We start from the raw sequence: 14,354 nt of genomic DNA on the forward strand, positions 1-14,354 counted from the left end.
GAACAGAAGCCATCACTGACTCTTCTAGTACACTGGCTTCAAATAACCCAACTGCATCAATACAAAGAACAGAAGCCATCACTGACTCTTCTGGTACACTGACCTCAGAAAATCCAACTCAATCGGTACAAAGAACAGAAGAAATAACTGACTCTTCTGGCACACTTGCGTCAAATAACCCAACGCCATCAATACAAAGAACAGAAGAAACCACTCCCTTCGCCTCAGAAAACTCAACTCAATCGGTACAAAGAACAGAAGAAATAACTGACTCTTCTGGTACACTGACCTCAGAAAGCTCAACGCCATCAATACAAAGAACAGAAGAAACCACTCACTTCACCTCAGAAAACTCAACTCCATCCATACAAAAAACAGAAGAAACCACTGCCTCTGCTGGTACACCGGCTTCAAATAACCCAACTCCATCAATACAAAGAATAGAAGCCATCACTGATTCTTCTGCTGCACTTGCCTCAGAAAACCCAACGCCATCAATACAAAGAACAGAAGAAATTAATGACTCTATATTAAATTCTGAGGGTAGTGTGTTCAGTGAACTTTCTGCTTCAGACAATGTGCTGCAAGGTCGTCTGGGTAATTCTGGAGATGGTTTGATGAGGAATAGGGGGATTTTAGGGAGAAGTAAAAAAATGCTGAATGTTAAACAGTCTATGTTTTTGCCTTCAGGTATTTCTATGAGTGCTAGTGGGGAGGTTTCTAGTAGTGATTTTACGAATAAACCTAGGAATTTAGAGCAGTTGATTCAAGAGTCTTTAAAGGCGAGAAGTGAATTAAAGGAAAAGGTTTCTCGACGTAAAGCGAGTGAGGTAAAACCTATTAGTAAGGACGAAACAGAACTTTACGAATATTCAGAAAATGTTACAACAGAAATGGAAGAGGAGGAAGAAAAGGAAGAAGATAAAACGGATGTGGTTGAATTGTTGGCTAGGGAGGTTTATGGATTGATTCGTCAACGATTGACTATTGAGCAAGAGCGCTATGGCTCTTTTTACTCTGGTCGTTTGCCTTGGTGATTTGGTTAAATAGGAAGGGTTAAGGATTAAGGAGGTGGGCAATGGGACTTTCGGATGCATTAACGTCGGCGACTAAGGGAGCGGTACTAACGGGTGCAGATCTGCTGATGATGGAGGCAGCGATCTCCGCAGACAAAGAACGAGAAAATATTTATGATATAGTCGAGGCTGAAAAGCAGAAGGCTGCACTCCAACTCTATCAACAGCAGTTTTTACAAGGGGATGTACGTTTAGTTAAAGCGGCGTTGATTCCGAGGGATGGGGAAGCGAGCAGTATTATTCGCTTTATGTTTAATCCAGAAGAATTACGATTTAATCGGAGTGTTAAGATTGAAGATATGCAAGGGGCAAGAACGGAACGGGGCTTGCCGAAAGTGAATTTTGGATTTGTGGAACCCTACAAACTTACTTTGTCTAATTTGATTTTTGATACCTATGAGTCGGGAACTAATGTTTTAACGCAAATTCAACCCCTTCTAGATGCGGTGGATTTTAGTTCATTTAAAGATCCATTTGATGAACAAAAAGTTACGGTGAATGGAAAGAACTATTCTTATCAAGAACGAACCTTGGCGGTTTCGCTCGGAGATTCTATGCTCTCTTCGTTTACGAAGTCTATTAGTGGTGTTGATGTCTATGGTTTGGAGGAATATGGTTCAGAAAATCTATCCAAACAAGCGATTGAGTTAAGACGACCTCCTGTGTTTTATTTTATCTGGGGAGATAAGATTTATATGCGCTGCATGGTAGAGTCTTTGGATTATAGTTTGAATATGTTTCGGCCTAATGGAGTACCGGTCAGAGCTGTGGTAACCTTAAACTTGAAAGAGGTCGATCTAGGGGTGGCTAGTCGTAAGTTTAGCGAACGCCAGAGTTTTGTTCAAGGCGCTACTTAATATTGAGTGGATTGGTTTTTTGAGGAATTACGAGTATGAGTGATGAAACGCTGTTTGTTTCGACTCCTATGGTTGAGATTGAGGGAGCAACTGAGGAGGAGATGAGTAGTTTTATGCGGGATATTTTGCAAATTTCTGTGGAGGAGAGTTTGCATTTACCGGGAATGTTTACGCTGGTTATTAATAATCCGTATAGTCCGTTGGATGATGAGACACAAACTTGGCAACACGATCCTTTAATTCAAATTGGAAAAAAGGTTAAGATTGGTTTTATTGGCAGTACGTCGGAGGAAAATGAACAGGCGAATCAGGATTGGTTGATTGATGGGGAAATTACAGGGATGGAAACCCATTTTACGAATACGACTCAAGCGCCGATTGTGATTCGAGGCTATGATTTATCCCATCGTTTGCATCGCGGACGTTTTAATCGTTCGTTTCAGGATTATACGGATAGCGATATCGTTCGGAAAGTTGCTAAGGAAATGGGGATAGAGGAGGGGCATATTGATGATAGTGGCAAGACTCACCCCTATGTTTTCCAGGAAAATCAAACGAATATGGAGTTTTTGCGGGAGAGGGCGGCGCGAATTGGGTTTGAGTTGTTTGTGCAAAATGGGACGTTGCATTTCCGCAGTCCGACGGAGAGTGAGGTGTTGCAGTTGGCTTGGTTGACGGAGGTGGAGAGTTTTCGGGTGCGGGTGACGAGTTCTGAGAAGGTGGATGCGGTTGAGGTACGGAGTTGGGATTATCGGTATAAAAAGCCGATTGTGGCTAAGGTCGATCGCCACAATCTGATCACGAATGTGGAGGGAAAGGGTGAGGGAATCGTGGATACGAGCGATACGAATGACAGCCGTATCCATTTTATTGAGGATAACTTTGGTTCTAATTTACCGTCTCCTCGGCTGATTGTGGTGGATAAACCGGTGGCTAGTCCGGATGAGGCCGATCGCATGGCTCAAGCGATTTATGATGAGTTGGGGGGGGAGTTTATCTATGCGGATGCCCATGCTCAAGGGAATCCTCTGATTCAGGTGGGTAAGGTGATTGAGCTAACCCAGATGGGGCGCTACAGTGGCAGGTATTATGTGACGGAAACTCGCCATCTCTATTATCAGGGGGTTTATACAACGGAATTTAGTATTCGGGGATTGCGAGGAGGGTCGATTTTCGATATTTTATCGCCGCAAAATCGTTTACGGCCGGGGCAAACGTTGATGGTGGGCATTGTGACGCATAATCGAGACCCGGAGGGGTTGGGGCGAGTGCGGGTTAAGTTTCCGACGCTGAACCCGGAACCCGATGGTAGTGCCCATGCGAGTCAGTGGGCTAGGGTGGTGAGCGTGGGTGGAGGTAAATATCGGGGGTTTGATTGTTTGCCGGAAATTAATGATGAGGTGTTGGTGGCGTTTGAACATGGGGATGTGCATCGTCCTTATATTATTGGTGGGTTGTGGAATGGGCAGGATAAACCGCCAGAACCGATCAATCGTACGATTTCCGATCGCGGAAAAGTGCGCTTAAGAACGTTTAAAACGCCTAGTGGCCATACCTTGCAGTTTGTGGAAGAAGACCAATATGCTAGTCGAGATGGGATTTATCTGCGCAGTAGTGCCGGTCATGAGATAGAACTCAATGATAGCGATCGCGCCCTGGAAATTACCACCAACGGCCAAAACAAAATCCGTTTTGATGACCGCAACCAGCGCATCGAAATTCAGACTAGAGGCGGCCATCACTACATTCTTGATGATACCCGGCATAATATGACCCTAAAATCTACGGGAACCATGAACCTGAATAGCTCTAGAGGGGTGCAAATTAACCCAGGACTGGGTCAAGTGGGTGTATCTGGGAATCTGAGCTGTCAAATCTTAACAACGGGACAATTGATTATCGGATTTGGGGCGAATCAAGTTAATGTGGGAGAGGCGATCGCTAACCTACAAAAACAGGTCACTCAACAACAACAAAGCTTCCAAAACTACGTTCAACAGCAACAAACCCTCGATCAACAGCAAGATGCAGCTCGAGCGCAACTGGCTCAACAACTGCAACAAGCACAAAACCAAGCGGCCCAACTTACCCAAACTCAACAACAACTCTTGCAAGAACAGCAACGCCAACAAACCGTCGATCAACAGCAAAATGCTGCACTACAACAAACTCAAAATCAACTGAATACTCTCATTAACCCAGCCAGTCCGAGTCCGAGTCCTACCCCTACTCCAACTCCAACCCCTCCCGCACCATAGCTCCAGAGTTCCAAGCTATGAGACAATATAAAAGGCAGTTTGGGCAGGTCTACTTCTTTTTGAAACAATAAACTTTTAATCCTATCTCCCCATTCCCTGTTTAATCTCTAACGTTCAACCCCCCTTGAGTGACCTATCTTGGCCCTTTTGGCCCCTCTTACCTCTCTATCCCTACGGTCAACGGCGAACCCTGCGCCAAGAAGTTGTCCAAGACACCATCTGGACGTTTGACCAGCTTCAAGGCATTCTCTACGTGGTCGTTCCCATTCGCATGACGATTATCAAACTCTCCTCTGGGGGGTTACTGGTCTATGCACCGGTTGCACCTACTCCCGAATGTGTGCGATTGGTGAATGAATTAGTCGATCTCCATGGAGATGTTAAATATATTATCCTGCCCACGGTTTCGGGACTCGAACATAAAATCTTTGTCGGCCCCTTTGCCCGTCATTTCCCCCAAGCTCAGGTTTTTATTGCTCCCCACCAATGGAGTTTTCCCTTCAATTTACCGGTGACCTGGCTGGGGTTACCGGGCAACCGCACCCATATTTTACCTACGGACAGCCGTCAAGCCCCCTTTAGTGCTGAATTTGACTACCATATCCTCGGGCCGATTAACCTCGGGCCGGGACAATTTGAAGAAGTTGCCCTGCTCCACCGAGCTACGGGTACAGTCTGCGTCACGGATACCATTATCTCTCTTTCTGAACAGCCACCGGCGATCGCCCAATTTGACCCCTATCCTCTCCTCTTTCACGCCAAAGACAGCGCCTCAGATCCCATTCAAGATACCCCAGAAAACCGCCGCAAAGGATGGCAACGCATTTGTCTGTTTGCTCTCTACTTCCAACCCAGTGTCCTTGAAACCCCCAAATGGTCAACGGTTTTTAAAAAAGTCATCAGCGCCCCAGACCGGTCTAAAAAAGCCTACTTCGGTCTCTTTCCCTTCAATTGGAAAGCCAATTGGAAACAAGCCTTTCAACCCCTGAAAAATCGTCTCTGGGTCGCTCCTGTTCTACAAACTTTGATTCTCAACCGCGCTCCCCAAGAAGTCTTAAATTGGTCTGAAAAAGTTGCCCGCTGGGACTTTCAGCGTCTGATTCCCTGTCACTTTAGTGCCCCCATTCGTGCCACGGGTTACGACTTCCGACAAGCCTTTTGCTTCCTCAAACAACACCCTCTTAGTCCCTATTCCTTACCCCCAGAAGACCTCAAACTTCTGCAAACGATCGATCTCAATTTATCCCAACGCCGAATTGTTCCCCCTGCACAACAGAAAGTTTAGAGGTAGTGATTCTGTTCGCTTAAGCCCTGCGGTAGGATAATCAATGCGATCGCACTAAACATTCTTGAGAAAACACCCATGACTGTTGATACCATCTCCGCTAATAGCGTCCTGAATCAACTCCAGTGGCGTTATGCCACCAAAAAATTCGATCCGACGCGCAAAATTCCAGATCCGGTATGGAACGTCCTAGAGCAAAGCTTAGTCCTAACTCCTTCTTCCTTTGGACTGCAACCGTGGAAATTTTTTGTCCTCACAGACTCTCCTGTGCGCCAGCAGTTACTGGAGCATTCTTGGGGACAAACCCAAGTTGTAGAAGCTTCCCATTTAGTCGTATTGGCAATTAAAAAAGACTTTGGTGTAGCAGAAGCAGAGCGATATATCGAATATATGGCGCAAGTACGAAATACCCCCATCGAAAAACTAGAAGGGTTTGGGAAGATGGTTAAAGGGTTTTTGGGGAGATCGCCCGATCAATTTAATGTTGATGATTGGTCCACTCGGCAAGTCTATATCGCGATCGGTCAATTCATGACTACTGCTGCTATGCTAGGGGTAGACGCTTGTCCCATGGAAGGCTTTATCCCCGATAAATACGATGAAATCCTCGGATTAAGTGCAAAAGGCTATCATTCAGTTCTCCTCTGTCCTGCTGGATATCGTGCTGAAGACGATAAATACAGCCAACTACCCAAAGTTCGCTATCCGACCGAAGACATTGTAGAGTATATCCAGTAATCATTACAATCTTGAGGGTCAGTCTGAAGGTTTGACCCTCATCCCTCTAACGCATTAAACTCACTTACCCCCTAAAAAACATTCATGCTTGATGACCTACTCAATTCCAAAAAAGCCAGGAAGAGCTTAAAAAAAAGCTTTTCAACCGTTGAAAAACTAGCAACCAACAGTTTGAGCAGTAAAGAAACTTCTGACTTGATCTATAAATCAAAGAAAAATGACTTAAGCGATCAAGAGGTTGCCAACTTACGCGAAAAAGGGATCAAAGGCTATAAATTTATTCAAGAAAATTTCATTAGTAAGAAAAAGAAAAAGAAGAAAAAAGATCTTTTCTAGAATTCAGTCATCTATAGCGCTTCGCGCTATAGATGTGTTGACCTAAAGGATGCGGGTTAGCTGAAACCCCTCCAGCTAACCCGCCTTTATGTTAATTCACATTAATCGACAGTGAATGGCTTAATCTCGGCCAAAAATTGCAATCAGCAGGCGCAAGATAAACACAAACAAGTTAATGTACGTTAGGTACATCGACAGAGCAGCAGATAGATATTGCTCATCCCGATAGGTACGGGGGAGAATAAAGAAATCTACTACGGCAACGCCACAGAAGAGGAAAACGCCAAAACCAGAAATGGCAATTTCTAACCAGTTGGGGGTATAAACGCCAAAGAGAGAAAAGATAACTTGGGCTAAGATAACCACGACAAAGGCAACTAAGGCCATTTGAATCGTTTGGGTTAGAGCCAAACCATCTTGCTCAGAGAGGTTCGATCCAATTTGGCGAGCGAAGACAAAAGCGACTCCACAACCGAGAGCAGCGAAGGCGATGCCTTGCATTCCTACGCCTTCAGTCCCTAGGGCAACGTAAACTAAGCCACTCAGGGTATAGCCAGACAGGAGACTATAGGTTGCCAGCAAGGGGAGAGCAGTGCTGTTATTGGCTTTTTCCGCAACTCCTCTAGCAACAAAGAAAAGCACTAACTCGGCAATCAGGGCCACAATAAAACTGGGCATGAAGATACCGGGGTTAGTTTGGATGACGGTTAAGCCACCATAGGTTCCGAGAGCGGTTAAAACCAAGCCTCCGCCGACATAGGGAAGGGCGTTAGGAATTACATTGGGTCCAACAACCAGTTGTCCCTTTGCTTCACGAATGTCATTGAGAAAGTTTGAACTGTTACTCATGGGTGTTTCAATGAAACGTCTATTACAAAGCCATATTTTATATTGTGGCGCAAAGCTCCGTGGAGTTTCCAATAATTACCCAGTTTGCTTAATCTAAAGGAGGATCAACAGCACAATCACACTGAGGAGGGCGAGGATCGCAGCAGAGGGGCGAGGATCGCCCTCCTCTCGATAATCGCGATCCAAAGAGCGCTCTAACCCACATTTGAGACAAACATAGCGACGGGGGTTTTTGGGATCTTGCACAAAAGGACAATAATTTTGGGAACAATCCGTCAGACAAGTTTTTCTAGACATAAGCAGAAATCCTCAACCCTTATGATTGTCTGATGCAGGAGGGTTGAGGTTCCTTCCGGAAAATTGGGAGAGAGGGAATGGGGGATAGGGGGATGGGGGGACGCGGCGATACGGAAAGAATCAATCACTGATTCCCCATTACCGATTCCCGATTACCCCATTATGTGGCTTTGATATCGGCGATCGCACTTCGGGCAACTCCGGCGATCGCCCGATCCGTTGCTTTGGGCAAATGATAATAACTCCCACCCGCCGTTTTTGCTAACTCCTTACCAAATCCTGTGGAAATAAACTTGCGCTCCGTATCAATGACCAACAGCTTAATCCCCAGGGCACGAATACGAGCTGCAATCTCTAATAACTCGTTCTTAATATCTGGTTTTTCCTCCCCTTCCAAGGGTTCACCCAAGGAACGCGCCAGGGGAATATTACCGCGACCATCCGTAATGGCAACTAGGACAACTTGACCAATATCGCCAGATTGTTGGGCGTTCATGCCCACGCGCACCGCCGTTGTCAAACCATGGGCTAGGGGAGAACCGCCGCCACAGGGCATCACTTCCAGTCTACGGCGGGCAGAGGCGATCGAACGGGTGGGGGGTAACAAGACATCCGCTTGCTCGCCTCTGAAGGGAATGAGGGACACCTGGTCGCGATTTTGATAGGCCTCCGTGAGCAGTTGCATCACCGCACCTTTCGCTGACTGCATCCGGTTGAGCGCCATGGAACCCGACGCATCCACCACAAAAACTACCAGTGCCCCGGACTTGCGGGCTAACCGTTTGGAGCGCACATCCCCCGATTCCACAATCACACGGCGGTGGGGGTTGCGGGCGCGTCTGGCTTTCTGATAGGGAGCCGCTGCTCGCAGGGTGGCATCGACGGCAATGCGACGCACTCTACCTTTGGGTAACATCGGTTTTACATAGCGGCCGCGATCGTCTGTAAAGATCAGGGTACGACTGCCCGATTTTCCTTGCCGTTTGGCCATTTGGGCAAAATAAAGCACGCTGGAATCGAGAACGACTCCTTCCGGATCGAAGATAAATTCTTCCGGGACACTGGGTTCATCCGGTTCATTCTCTTCTGGGGGATCTTCCTCCTCTTCTTCTTGATCCTGATCCTCATCATCCCGATCCCGATCTTGGTCTTGGGGAGGTTCCGGGGGAGGAGGAGGCGGTGGAGGTTCATCTGGAGGTGGGGCTTGAATTACGGTTGCTCTAGGCACAATCACCAGTTGGACGGCGGTGCGTAAATCTTCGGCACTCACCTCCGTGCGTCCTTCTAAGGCAGCCGCTGCTTTAGCCACTTTCACCGCAAAGAGTTCAGCGCGATGACCTTGCACGGCTCCCCGAATGGCTTCCTCAACCAGATAGCTGACTTGCTCCGGGGTAATGGTGACATCTTTGAGCCATTCCCGCGCCAGTAAAATTTGGGTTTTCAGGTTGTCGAGTTCTTCCGTATAGCTTTCGAGGAAAGCTTGGGGAGATTGGGTGTAGGACAGGGCTTGGCTCACGGCATCTACCCGTTGATCGAGGCCAAGAACACCATCAGCAGATAGACTAATGGCTATCCTATCTAAGAGATGTTCCCGAAGCGAGCCTTCTTCCGGGTTGTACGTGGCGATCAGAATGGCTTGACAGGAATGTTCAATACTAATCCCTTCCCGTTCGATCCGGTTGCGTCCTTCACTGAGAACAGTGAGCAATTGGTTACTGATTTGGTCATCCAGAAGGTTGATTTCATCCACGTAGAGAACGCCACGATTGGCTTTTGCCAGCAGTCCCGGTTGAAAGACGGTAGCTCCTTGCTTAACGGATTCTTCTACATCCACCGATCCTAAGAGCCGGTCTTCGGTAATACCGAGGGGAATTTGCACAAAAGGCGCGGGTATAATTTCAGTTTCTGTGTTTGCTTCTGGATGTAATGAATCATGGGGAGCTTGGTTCCAGAAGGAGTCTTTGACGATTTCGATCGCCGGAAGCAGGTTATGCATTGCTCTAGCCATGACTGATTTTGCCGTACCGCGACGACCGGCGATCGCCACTCCTCCTAAACCTGGATCGACAGAAGCTAGGAGTAGCGCCAGTTTAATGGCTTCTTGGCCGATAACAGCAGTTAAGGGAAAGTTTCGGGAGGACGTGGGGTTTGGGGCGATCGCAGAGGGAGACTCGGTAACAGGCATGGTATATCAAGAGAAGATTGTTGGCTAAAGTTAACCATCCTCTAGGATACCGAAAAAGGGGATGGGGGAGATAGAGGAATACAGGATAACGTAATCATGATTCATTCAAGTTAAATTCAAATGACGGATTACGACTCCCCCTGGAAAGAAGCCATCTCCTTATACTTTCGCGACTTCCTAGAATTCTTCTTCCCCAACATCGCTGCTGACATCAACTGGCAACGGGGTTTTGAATTTCTCGATACCGAACTGCAACAAATCAAACGGGAAACTGAAACCGGAAAACGAGATGCGGATAAATTAGTCAAAGTTTGGCGCACTGACGGCACGGAAACCTGGGTTTTGGTTCACATTGAAATTCAATCCCAGCGCCAAAGTAAATTTGCTGAACGCATGTACCTGTATCACAGCCGGATTTTTGACACTTACCGTCGCTCCGTTGCCAGTTTAGCCATCCTAGCTGATGAACAAACTCGATGGCGACCCACCCAGTATCAAAAAAAGCTATGGGGATGTCGCGCTCTCCTAAAATTTCCCATGGTCAAACTCTTGGATTACGATCTGAGTCAATTGGAGCATAATTCTAATCCTTTTGCTGCTATAGTTGCTGCTCACCGGGCTGCCCAACAGATGGGAGAGGATGTACAACAAAACTATCAGCGCAAATTACAATTGGTAAAAAGCCTCTATCAACGGGGACTGAGCCGAAATGATATCGTAGAACTATTTCGCCTAATTGACTGGTTGATTGCCCTACCAGCAAAAGAAGAGCAGCGTTTGTGGACAGAAGTTGAGAGTTTAGAGCAGGAGGATCAAATGCCTTATATTACCAATGTCGAACGCTTTGGAATCCAGAAAGGTCAACAAGTCTCTCTTGTTCGTGTCCTAGAAGCGAGATTTGGTGAGATTCCTTCATCGTTGAGGGAGCAAGTGAGTCAGATTAGAGACTTGGAAGCGCTAGAGAGGCTTTTGGCACAAGTAGTTAGCATTCAATCTCTAGAGGCTTTTCAATCTGAGTTGAACTCCTTGATTAGAGAGGAAGGGGAAGAATTTATGCCTTATATTACCAGTGTGGAGCGCTTTGGAATCAAGAAAGCCCGACTGGAAGATATTGTTCGTATCCTAGAAGTGAGGTTTGGCGAGATTCCCTCATCTTTGAGGGAGCAAGTGAGTCAGATTACAGATTTGGAAGCACTAAAGAGGCTTGTGGTGCAAGCAGTTAGCAGTGAGTCTCTAGAGGCTTTTGAATCCGAGTTATAGTTGATTTCAATAAGAATGAGACATGGTTGTAGGGGCGAAAAGTTTTTCGCCCCTACATTGTGGTATGATAACTCATGCTTTGGTTCTGATGGGGAGCAGCCATCAGAGGTAACGGGGAAAGCTTGGTGCAAATCCAACACTGTCCCGCAACTGTAAGGAGATAGAAGACATCATAAATCATCTCTAAGTCAGGATGCCCGCCGAAGTAAGTCTCTTTAATCACTATTCTGCGAGGTACAGAATCATGTCACAAGTTTATTCGTTTCGGTTTCTTTTCTCTTCTATCCCCCTTCTCTACAAGTATTGATACTCCCACAGCCCCTTAAAAAGGGGGGCAATAGGGAAAGTCCCCCTTTTTAAGGGGGGTTTAGGGGGATCTTCATAAAAGCAAAAAGTACCAATATTACGCGAACTAACAACTAAAGTTCCCCTTCAAAAATCATTGTTGTTTTTCTGAATCTATGAATCAACGCAAGCTTCTTTTTCGACTGATGGCTGGTTTTCTCGCCTTCAGCTTTACCCTCGTATTATCACTCTTCCCCGCACCTGCCCAAGCGATGCATATTATGGAAGGATTTCTGCCTCTACCTTGGGTCATTTTTTGGTGGGTTGTTTTTCTGCCCTTCTTTGGCTTAGGACTCTATCGCATTAACCAAACCGTACAAAAAAATCCCGAACTGAAACTCCTCCTCGCCTTATCTGGAGCCTTTGCTTTTGTACTTTCAGCGCTCAAAATTCCCTCAGTGACAGGTAGTTCCTCCCATCCCACAGGAACGGGTTTAGGAGCGGTATTATTTGGCCCGTCAACGATGACCGTTTTGGGAACTCTGGTTCTCTTATTTCAAGCTGTACTTTTAGCCCATGGAGGCATCACCACATTAGGTGCCAATGCCGTTTCTATGGCTGTGGTTGGCCCCTTTGTTGCTTTTGGGATTTATCGCTTGGTGATGTCGATGAGTCAACGGCAAACCCTAGCCGTTTTTCTGGCAGCGGGGTTGGGAAACTTAGCCACTTATGTGGTCACTTCCTTACAATTAGCCTTGGCGTTTCCTGTAGAAAATGGAGGCATTTGGGTCGCTTTTCTGAAGTTTGCGGGCATTTTCGCCGTGACTCAAATCCCCCTAGCAATTATTGAAGGACTCTTAACTGTCATGGTTTGGAATAGCTTACTATCCTATTCTCAACCGGAATTAAAACTTTTGAATTTAATGAAATCTGAACAGGTATGAAAATACAGCAAAATCAATGGCCAAACGGTCTGTTACTATTAACGATTATTGGGCTAACCGTCTTTCCCTTAATGACGATTAAAGATAGTGAATTTGGGGGAGCCGATGGCCAAGCCGAGGAAGTCATTACAGAAGTCAATCCCCAATATGAACCCTGGTTTGAACCCATGTTAGAACCGCCCGGTGGCGAAACAGAGAGTTTGCTATTTGCTCTGCAAGCGGCTCTTGGTGCAGGAATTATCGGATACGGAATCGGATGGTATCGGGGACGTTCTCAGTCGCATCCTTCTGGGGAAAATGACGCTACCGACTGATACTTGGGCGTATCAAAATGGTTTAAATCGGTTACCTCCAAGTCAAAAACTGGGGTTTTCTTTGCTCATGTTGGGGTTCGCTTTGGTGAGTCAACCTCTGACGCAAATTGCCCTCAGTTTATGGATGGCGGTTTGGACAATTGGATACGCTAAAATCCCGATGAAGTTTTATCTGAAATTGCTTCTGGGGGGCTATACGTTTGTGTTGATGAGTTCCTTGGCATTTCTGATTGATGTGCAGACGGTAGAGAGTGGTCATTTAGAGATTCCTGGACTCCTGATTGGTTGGTCAACCGGATCTCTGTATTGGTCAATTTCGCAAACAGTCTTGGATTTGTTTATCCGGCTGATTTTACGGGCAGTGGCTTGTCTCTCCTGTTTCTTTTTCTTGATGCTCACGGTTCCGATGGTGGAGATAGTTCAAGTATTGCGTCAGTGGCGTTTTCCGGAACTGTTGTTAGAGTTGATTTTACTAATGTATCGGCTGATTTGGGTGTTGCAAAAGACCGTTTCTGACCTGCGACTGGGACAAAAAGCGCGGGGAGGATATGGCAATTTTGCCCAAAGTTTGCGCAGTGTGAGTTTGTTGATTCGGCAATTGTTACATCGAACCTTAACGGATTATCATCGCTTTTCTTTAGGGGCGACTGCACGGGGATTTGAGCATAAATTTACAGTGTTGTCAATGAAACGGTATGAGCGATCGCCCCGTTACGAATGGGAAGCCCTCCTCGGATTTGTCCTCTTGCTGTCTCTAGAACTGTCAGGAATAGCACATGGATAACTCTAATTTGCTCGAACTCAGGAACGTGAGCTATTACTATTCAGGACAGGCTCATGGAGTATTTGATCAACTGAGCCTCAAGATTCAACCCCATCAGAGAACTGTAATTTTAGGGCACAATGGCTCCGGAAAATCTACCTTGTTTTTACTGATGACAGGATTATATCTCGTAGACCGAGGAACGATTTTCTGGCAGGGTAACCCCTTAGATTATCAGCGCCAAACCTTGAAACAATGGCGGCAAAATGTAGGATTAGCCTTTCAAAATCCAGAGCATCAACTCGTCGCAGGAACGGTAGCAGAAGACATTTCCTATGGACTGTGTAACTTAAAGCTCTCGAAACCCGAAATTCGCTACCGAGTAGAACAGGCGATCGCCGATTTTCAATTGACTGAAATTGCCCACACTCCCCTCCACCACATCAGTTTAGGGCAAAAGCGCCGCGTTGCCCTGGCTGGAGTGATGGTCTTAAATCCCCAACTGCTGTTACTCGACGAACCCACCGCCTACTTAGACCCGCAACAACGGCAAACCTTACTCCAAGAGTTACACAAAATCGAACAAAAGGGAACGACAATCGCGATCGCCACCCATAACCTAGATTTCGCCTATCAATGGGCAGACTGGTTTATCATTCTCAACCAAGGGCAACTCATTCTAGAAGGAGATGCAGAAACCGTTTTTTCTCAACAGAAATTGCTCACTGAAATAGGTTTAGGTGTCCCCACCCTCTGGGAAGCATGGCACAGTTTACCCGTTTCTATCCGTCCTCAAGTTCAGGAAATTCCGCGCACTTTGGAAGACTGGAAAAGCCTTTTTAGTTCCCACAATCTATAGCATTTTTAAATGAGTATTCAGAATCGGTAGGGGCGAACGGCCGTTCGC

General features: G+C 46.4%; 14 protein-coding genes and 1 riboswitch. Of the genes, 11 read left to right on the top strand and 3 right to left on the bottom strand.

Features of this window, described 5'->3' with window-relative positions; all coding sequences use genetic code 11:
* From PN466_RS01780 to PN466_RS01805, 6 genes are all read left to right on the top strand, one after another.
* On the top strand, positions 1-1,037 hold a 1,037-nt coding region (locus PN466_RS01780), incomplete at its 5' end, for a hypothetical protein (protein WP_271936465.1).
* Positions 1,038-1,078: 41 nt separating this feature from the next.
* Positions 1,079-1,933, top strand: a complete 855-nt coding sequence (locus PN466_RS01785) for a CIS tube protein (RefSeq protein WP_271936466.1) — start codon at positions 1,079-1,081, stop codon at positions 1,931-1,933.
* 35 nt (positions 1,934-1,968) lie between these two features.
* Positions 1,969-4,191, top strand: coding sequence for a VgrG-related protein (locus PN466_RS01790; RefSeq protein WP_271936469.1), 2,223 nt, complete (start codon positions 1,969-1,971; stop codon positions 4,189-4,191).
* A gap of 124 nt (positions 4,192-4,315) precedes the next feature.
* Complete coding sequence (locus PN466_RS01795; RefSeq protein ID WP_278002958.1) at positions 4,316-5,476, top strand: DUF4336 domain-containing protein; 1,161 nt, start codon at positions 4,316-4,318, stop codon at positions 5,474-5,476.
* A 78-nt stretch (positions 5,477-5,554) separates the two neighbouring features.
* Positions 5,555-6,214, top strand: a complete 660-nt coding sequence (locus tag PN466_RS01800) for an NAD(P)H-dependent oxidoreductase (RefSeq protein WP_271936471.1) — start codon at positions 5,555-5,557, stop codon at positions 6,212-6,214.
* An 84-nt stretch (positions 6,215-6,298) separates the two neighbouring features.
* The gene (locus tag PN466_RS01805) at positions 6,299-6,550 is read left to right on the top strand and encodes a hypothetical protein (RefSeq protein WP_271936473.1); all 252 of its coding nucleotides are present in this window, start codon (positions 6,299-6,301) and stop codon (positions 6,548-6,550) included.
* A gap of 120 nt (positions 6,551-6,670) precedes the next feature.
* On the opposite strand, the gene PN466_RS01810 is transcribed toward PN466_RS01805, so the two are convergent.
* The 3 genes from PN466_RS01810 to bchD form a co-directional block, all read right to left on the bottom strand.
* Positions 6,671-7,399 carry a Bax inhibitor-1/YccA family protein gene (locus tag PN466_RS01810; RefSeq protein WP_271936474.1) on the bottom strand — a complete coding sequence of 243 codons (729 nt, stop codon included), beginning with the start codon at positions 7,397-7,399 and terminating at the stop codon, positions 6,671-6,673.
* Between the two features lie 93 nt (positions 7,400-7,492).
* Positions 7,493-7,696, bottom strand: coding sequence for a hypothetical protein (locus tag PN466_RS01815; protein WP_271936476.1), 204 nt, complete (start codon positions 7,694-7,696; stop codon positions 7,493-7,495).
* Positions 7,697-7,856: 160 nt separating this feature from the next.
* Positions 7,857-9,881 carry a magnesium chelatase ATPase subunit D gene (bchD, locus tag PN466_RS01820; protein WP_271936478.1) on the bottom strand — a complete coding sequence of 675 codons (2,025 nt, stop codon included), beginning with the start codon at positions 9,879-9,881 and terminating at the stop codon, positions 7,857-7,859.
* Between the two features lie 120 nt (positions 9,882-10,001).
* Between bchD and PN466_RS01825 the strand changes: the two genes are divergently transcribed.
* From PN466_RS01825 to PN466_RS01845, 5 genes are all read left to right on the top strand, one after another.
* Complete coding sequence (locus tag PN466_RS01825) at positions 10,002-11,141, top strand: transposase (RefSeq protein WP_271936480.1); 1,140 nt, start codon at positions 10,002-10,004, stop codon at positions 11,139-11,141.
* A gap of 63 nt (positions 11,142-11,204) precedes the next feature.
* A riboswitch (cobalamin riboswitch) is annotated at positions 11,205-11,360 on the top strand.
* A 242-nt stretch (positions 11,361-11,602) separates the two neighbouring features.
* The gene (locus PN466_RS01830; protein WP_271936481.1) at positions 11,603-12,370 is read left to right on the top strand and encodes an energy-coupling factor ABC transporter permease; all 768 of its coding nucleotides are present in this window, start codon (positions 11,603-11,605) and stop codon (positions 12,368-12,370) included.
* On the top strand, positions 12,367-12,684 hold the full coding sequence (locus PN466_RS01835) for an energy-coupling factor ABC transporter substrate-binding protein (RefSeq protein WP_271936483.1): 318 nt from the start codon (positions 12,367-12,369) through the stop codon (positions 12,682-12,684). Before PN466_RS01830 ends, PN466_RS01835 begins: the two co-directional genes overlap by 4 nt.
* Positions 12,668-13,468 (top strand): cobalt ECF transporter T component CbiQ, encoded by an 801-nt coding sequence (gene cbiQ, locus PN466_RS01840; protein ID WP_271936485.1) that lies wholly within the window; start codon positions 12,668-12,670, stop codon positions 13,466-13,468. Before PN466_RS01835 ends, cbiQ begins: the two co-directional genes overlap by 17 nt.
* Complete coding sequence (locus PN466_RS01845) at positions 13,461-14,306, top strand: energy-coupling factor ABC transporter ATP-binding protein (RefSeq protein WP_271936486.1); 846 nt, start codon at positions 13,461-13,463, stop codon at positions 14,304-14,306. The genes cbiQ and PN466_RS01845 overlap by 8 nt, the downstream gene beginning before the upstream one ends.
* The last annotated feature ends 48 nt before the right edge of the window (positions 14,307-14,354 follow it).

The sequence above is a fragment of the Roseofilum reptotaenium CS-1145 genome (genome assembly GCF_028330985.1).
In the GTDB taxonomy this organism is placed as follows: domain Bacteria; phylum Cyanobacteriota; class Cyanobacteriia; order Cyanobacteriales; family Desertifilaceae; genus Roseofilum; species Roseofilum reptotaenium.

What these genes read in the sequence shown, in the direction of transcription:
- PN466_RS01785 (WP_271936466.1), top strand. Translation starts at nt 1,079, where the DNA reads ATGGGACTTTCGGATGCATTAACGTCGGCGACTAAGGGAGCGGTACTA.
- PN466_RS01790 (WP_271936469.1), top strand. Translation starts at nt 1,969, where the DNA reads ATGAGTGATGAAACGCTGTTTGTTTCGACTCCTATGGTTGAGATTGAG.
- PN466_RS01800 (WP_271936471.1), top strand. Translation starts at nt 5,555, where the DNA reads ATGACTGTTGATACCATCTCCGCTAATAGCGTCCTGAATCAACTCCAG.
- PN466_RS01805 (WP_271936473.1), top strand. Translation starts at nt 6,299, where the DNA reads ATGCTTGATGACCTACTCAATTCCAAAAAAGCCAGGAAGAGCTTAAAA.
- PN466_RS01810 (WP_271936474.1), bottom strand. Translation starts at nt 7,399, where the DNA reads ATGAGTAACAGTTCAAACTTTCTCAATGACATTCGTGAAGCAAAGGGA.
- PN466_RS01815 (WP_271936476.1), bottom strand. Translation starts at nt 7,696, where the DNA reads ATGTCTAGAAAAACTTGTCTGACGGATTGTTCCCAAAATTATTGTCCT.
- bchD (WP_271936478.1), bottom strand. Translation starts at nt 9,881, where the DNA reads ATGCCTGTTACCGAGTCTCCCTCTGCGATCGCCCCAAACCCCACGTCC.
- PN466_RS01825 (WP_271936480.1), top strand. Translation starts at nt 10,002, where the DNA reads ATGACGGATTACGACTCCCCCTGGAAAGAAGCCATCTCCTTATACTTT.
- PN466_RS01830 (WP_271936481.1), top strand. Translation starts at nt 11,603, where the DNA reads ATGAATCAACGCAAGCTTCTTTTTCGACTGATGGCTGGTTTTCTCGCC.
- PN466_RS01835 (WP_271936483.1), top strand. Translation starts at nt 12,367, where the DNA reads ATGAAAATACAGCAAAATCAATGGCCAAACGGTCTGTTACTATTAACG.
- cbiQ (WP_271936485.1), top strand. Translation starts at nt 12,668, where the DNA reads ATGACGCTACCGACTGATACTTGGGCGTATCAAAATGGTTTAAATCGG.
- PN466_RS01845 (WP_271936486.1), top strand. Translation starts at nt 13,461, where the DNA reads ATGGATAACTCTAATTTGCTCGAACTCAGGAACGTGAGCTATTACTAT.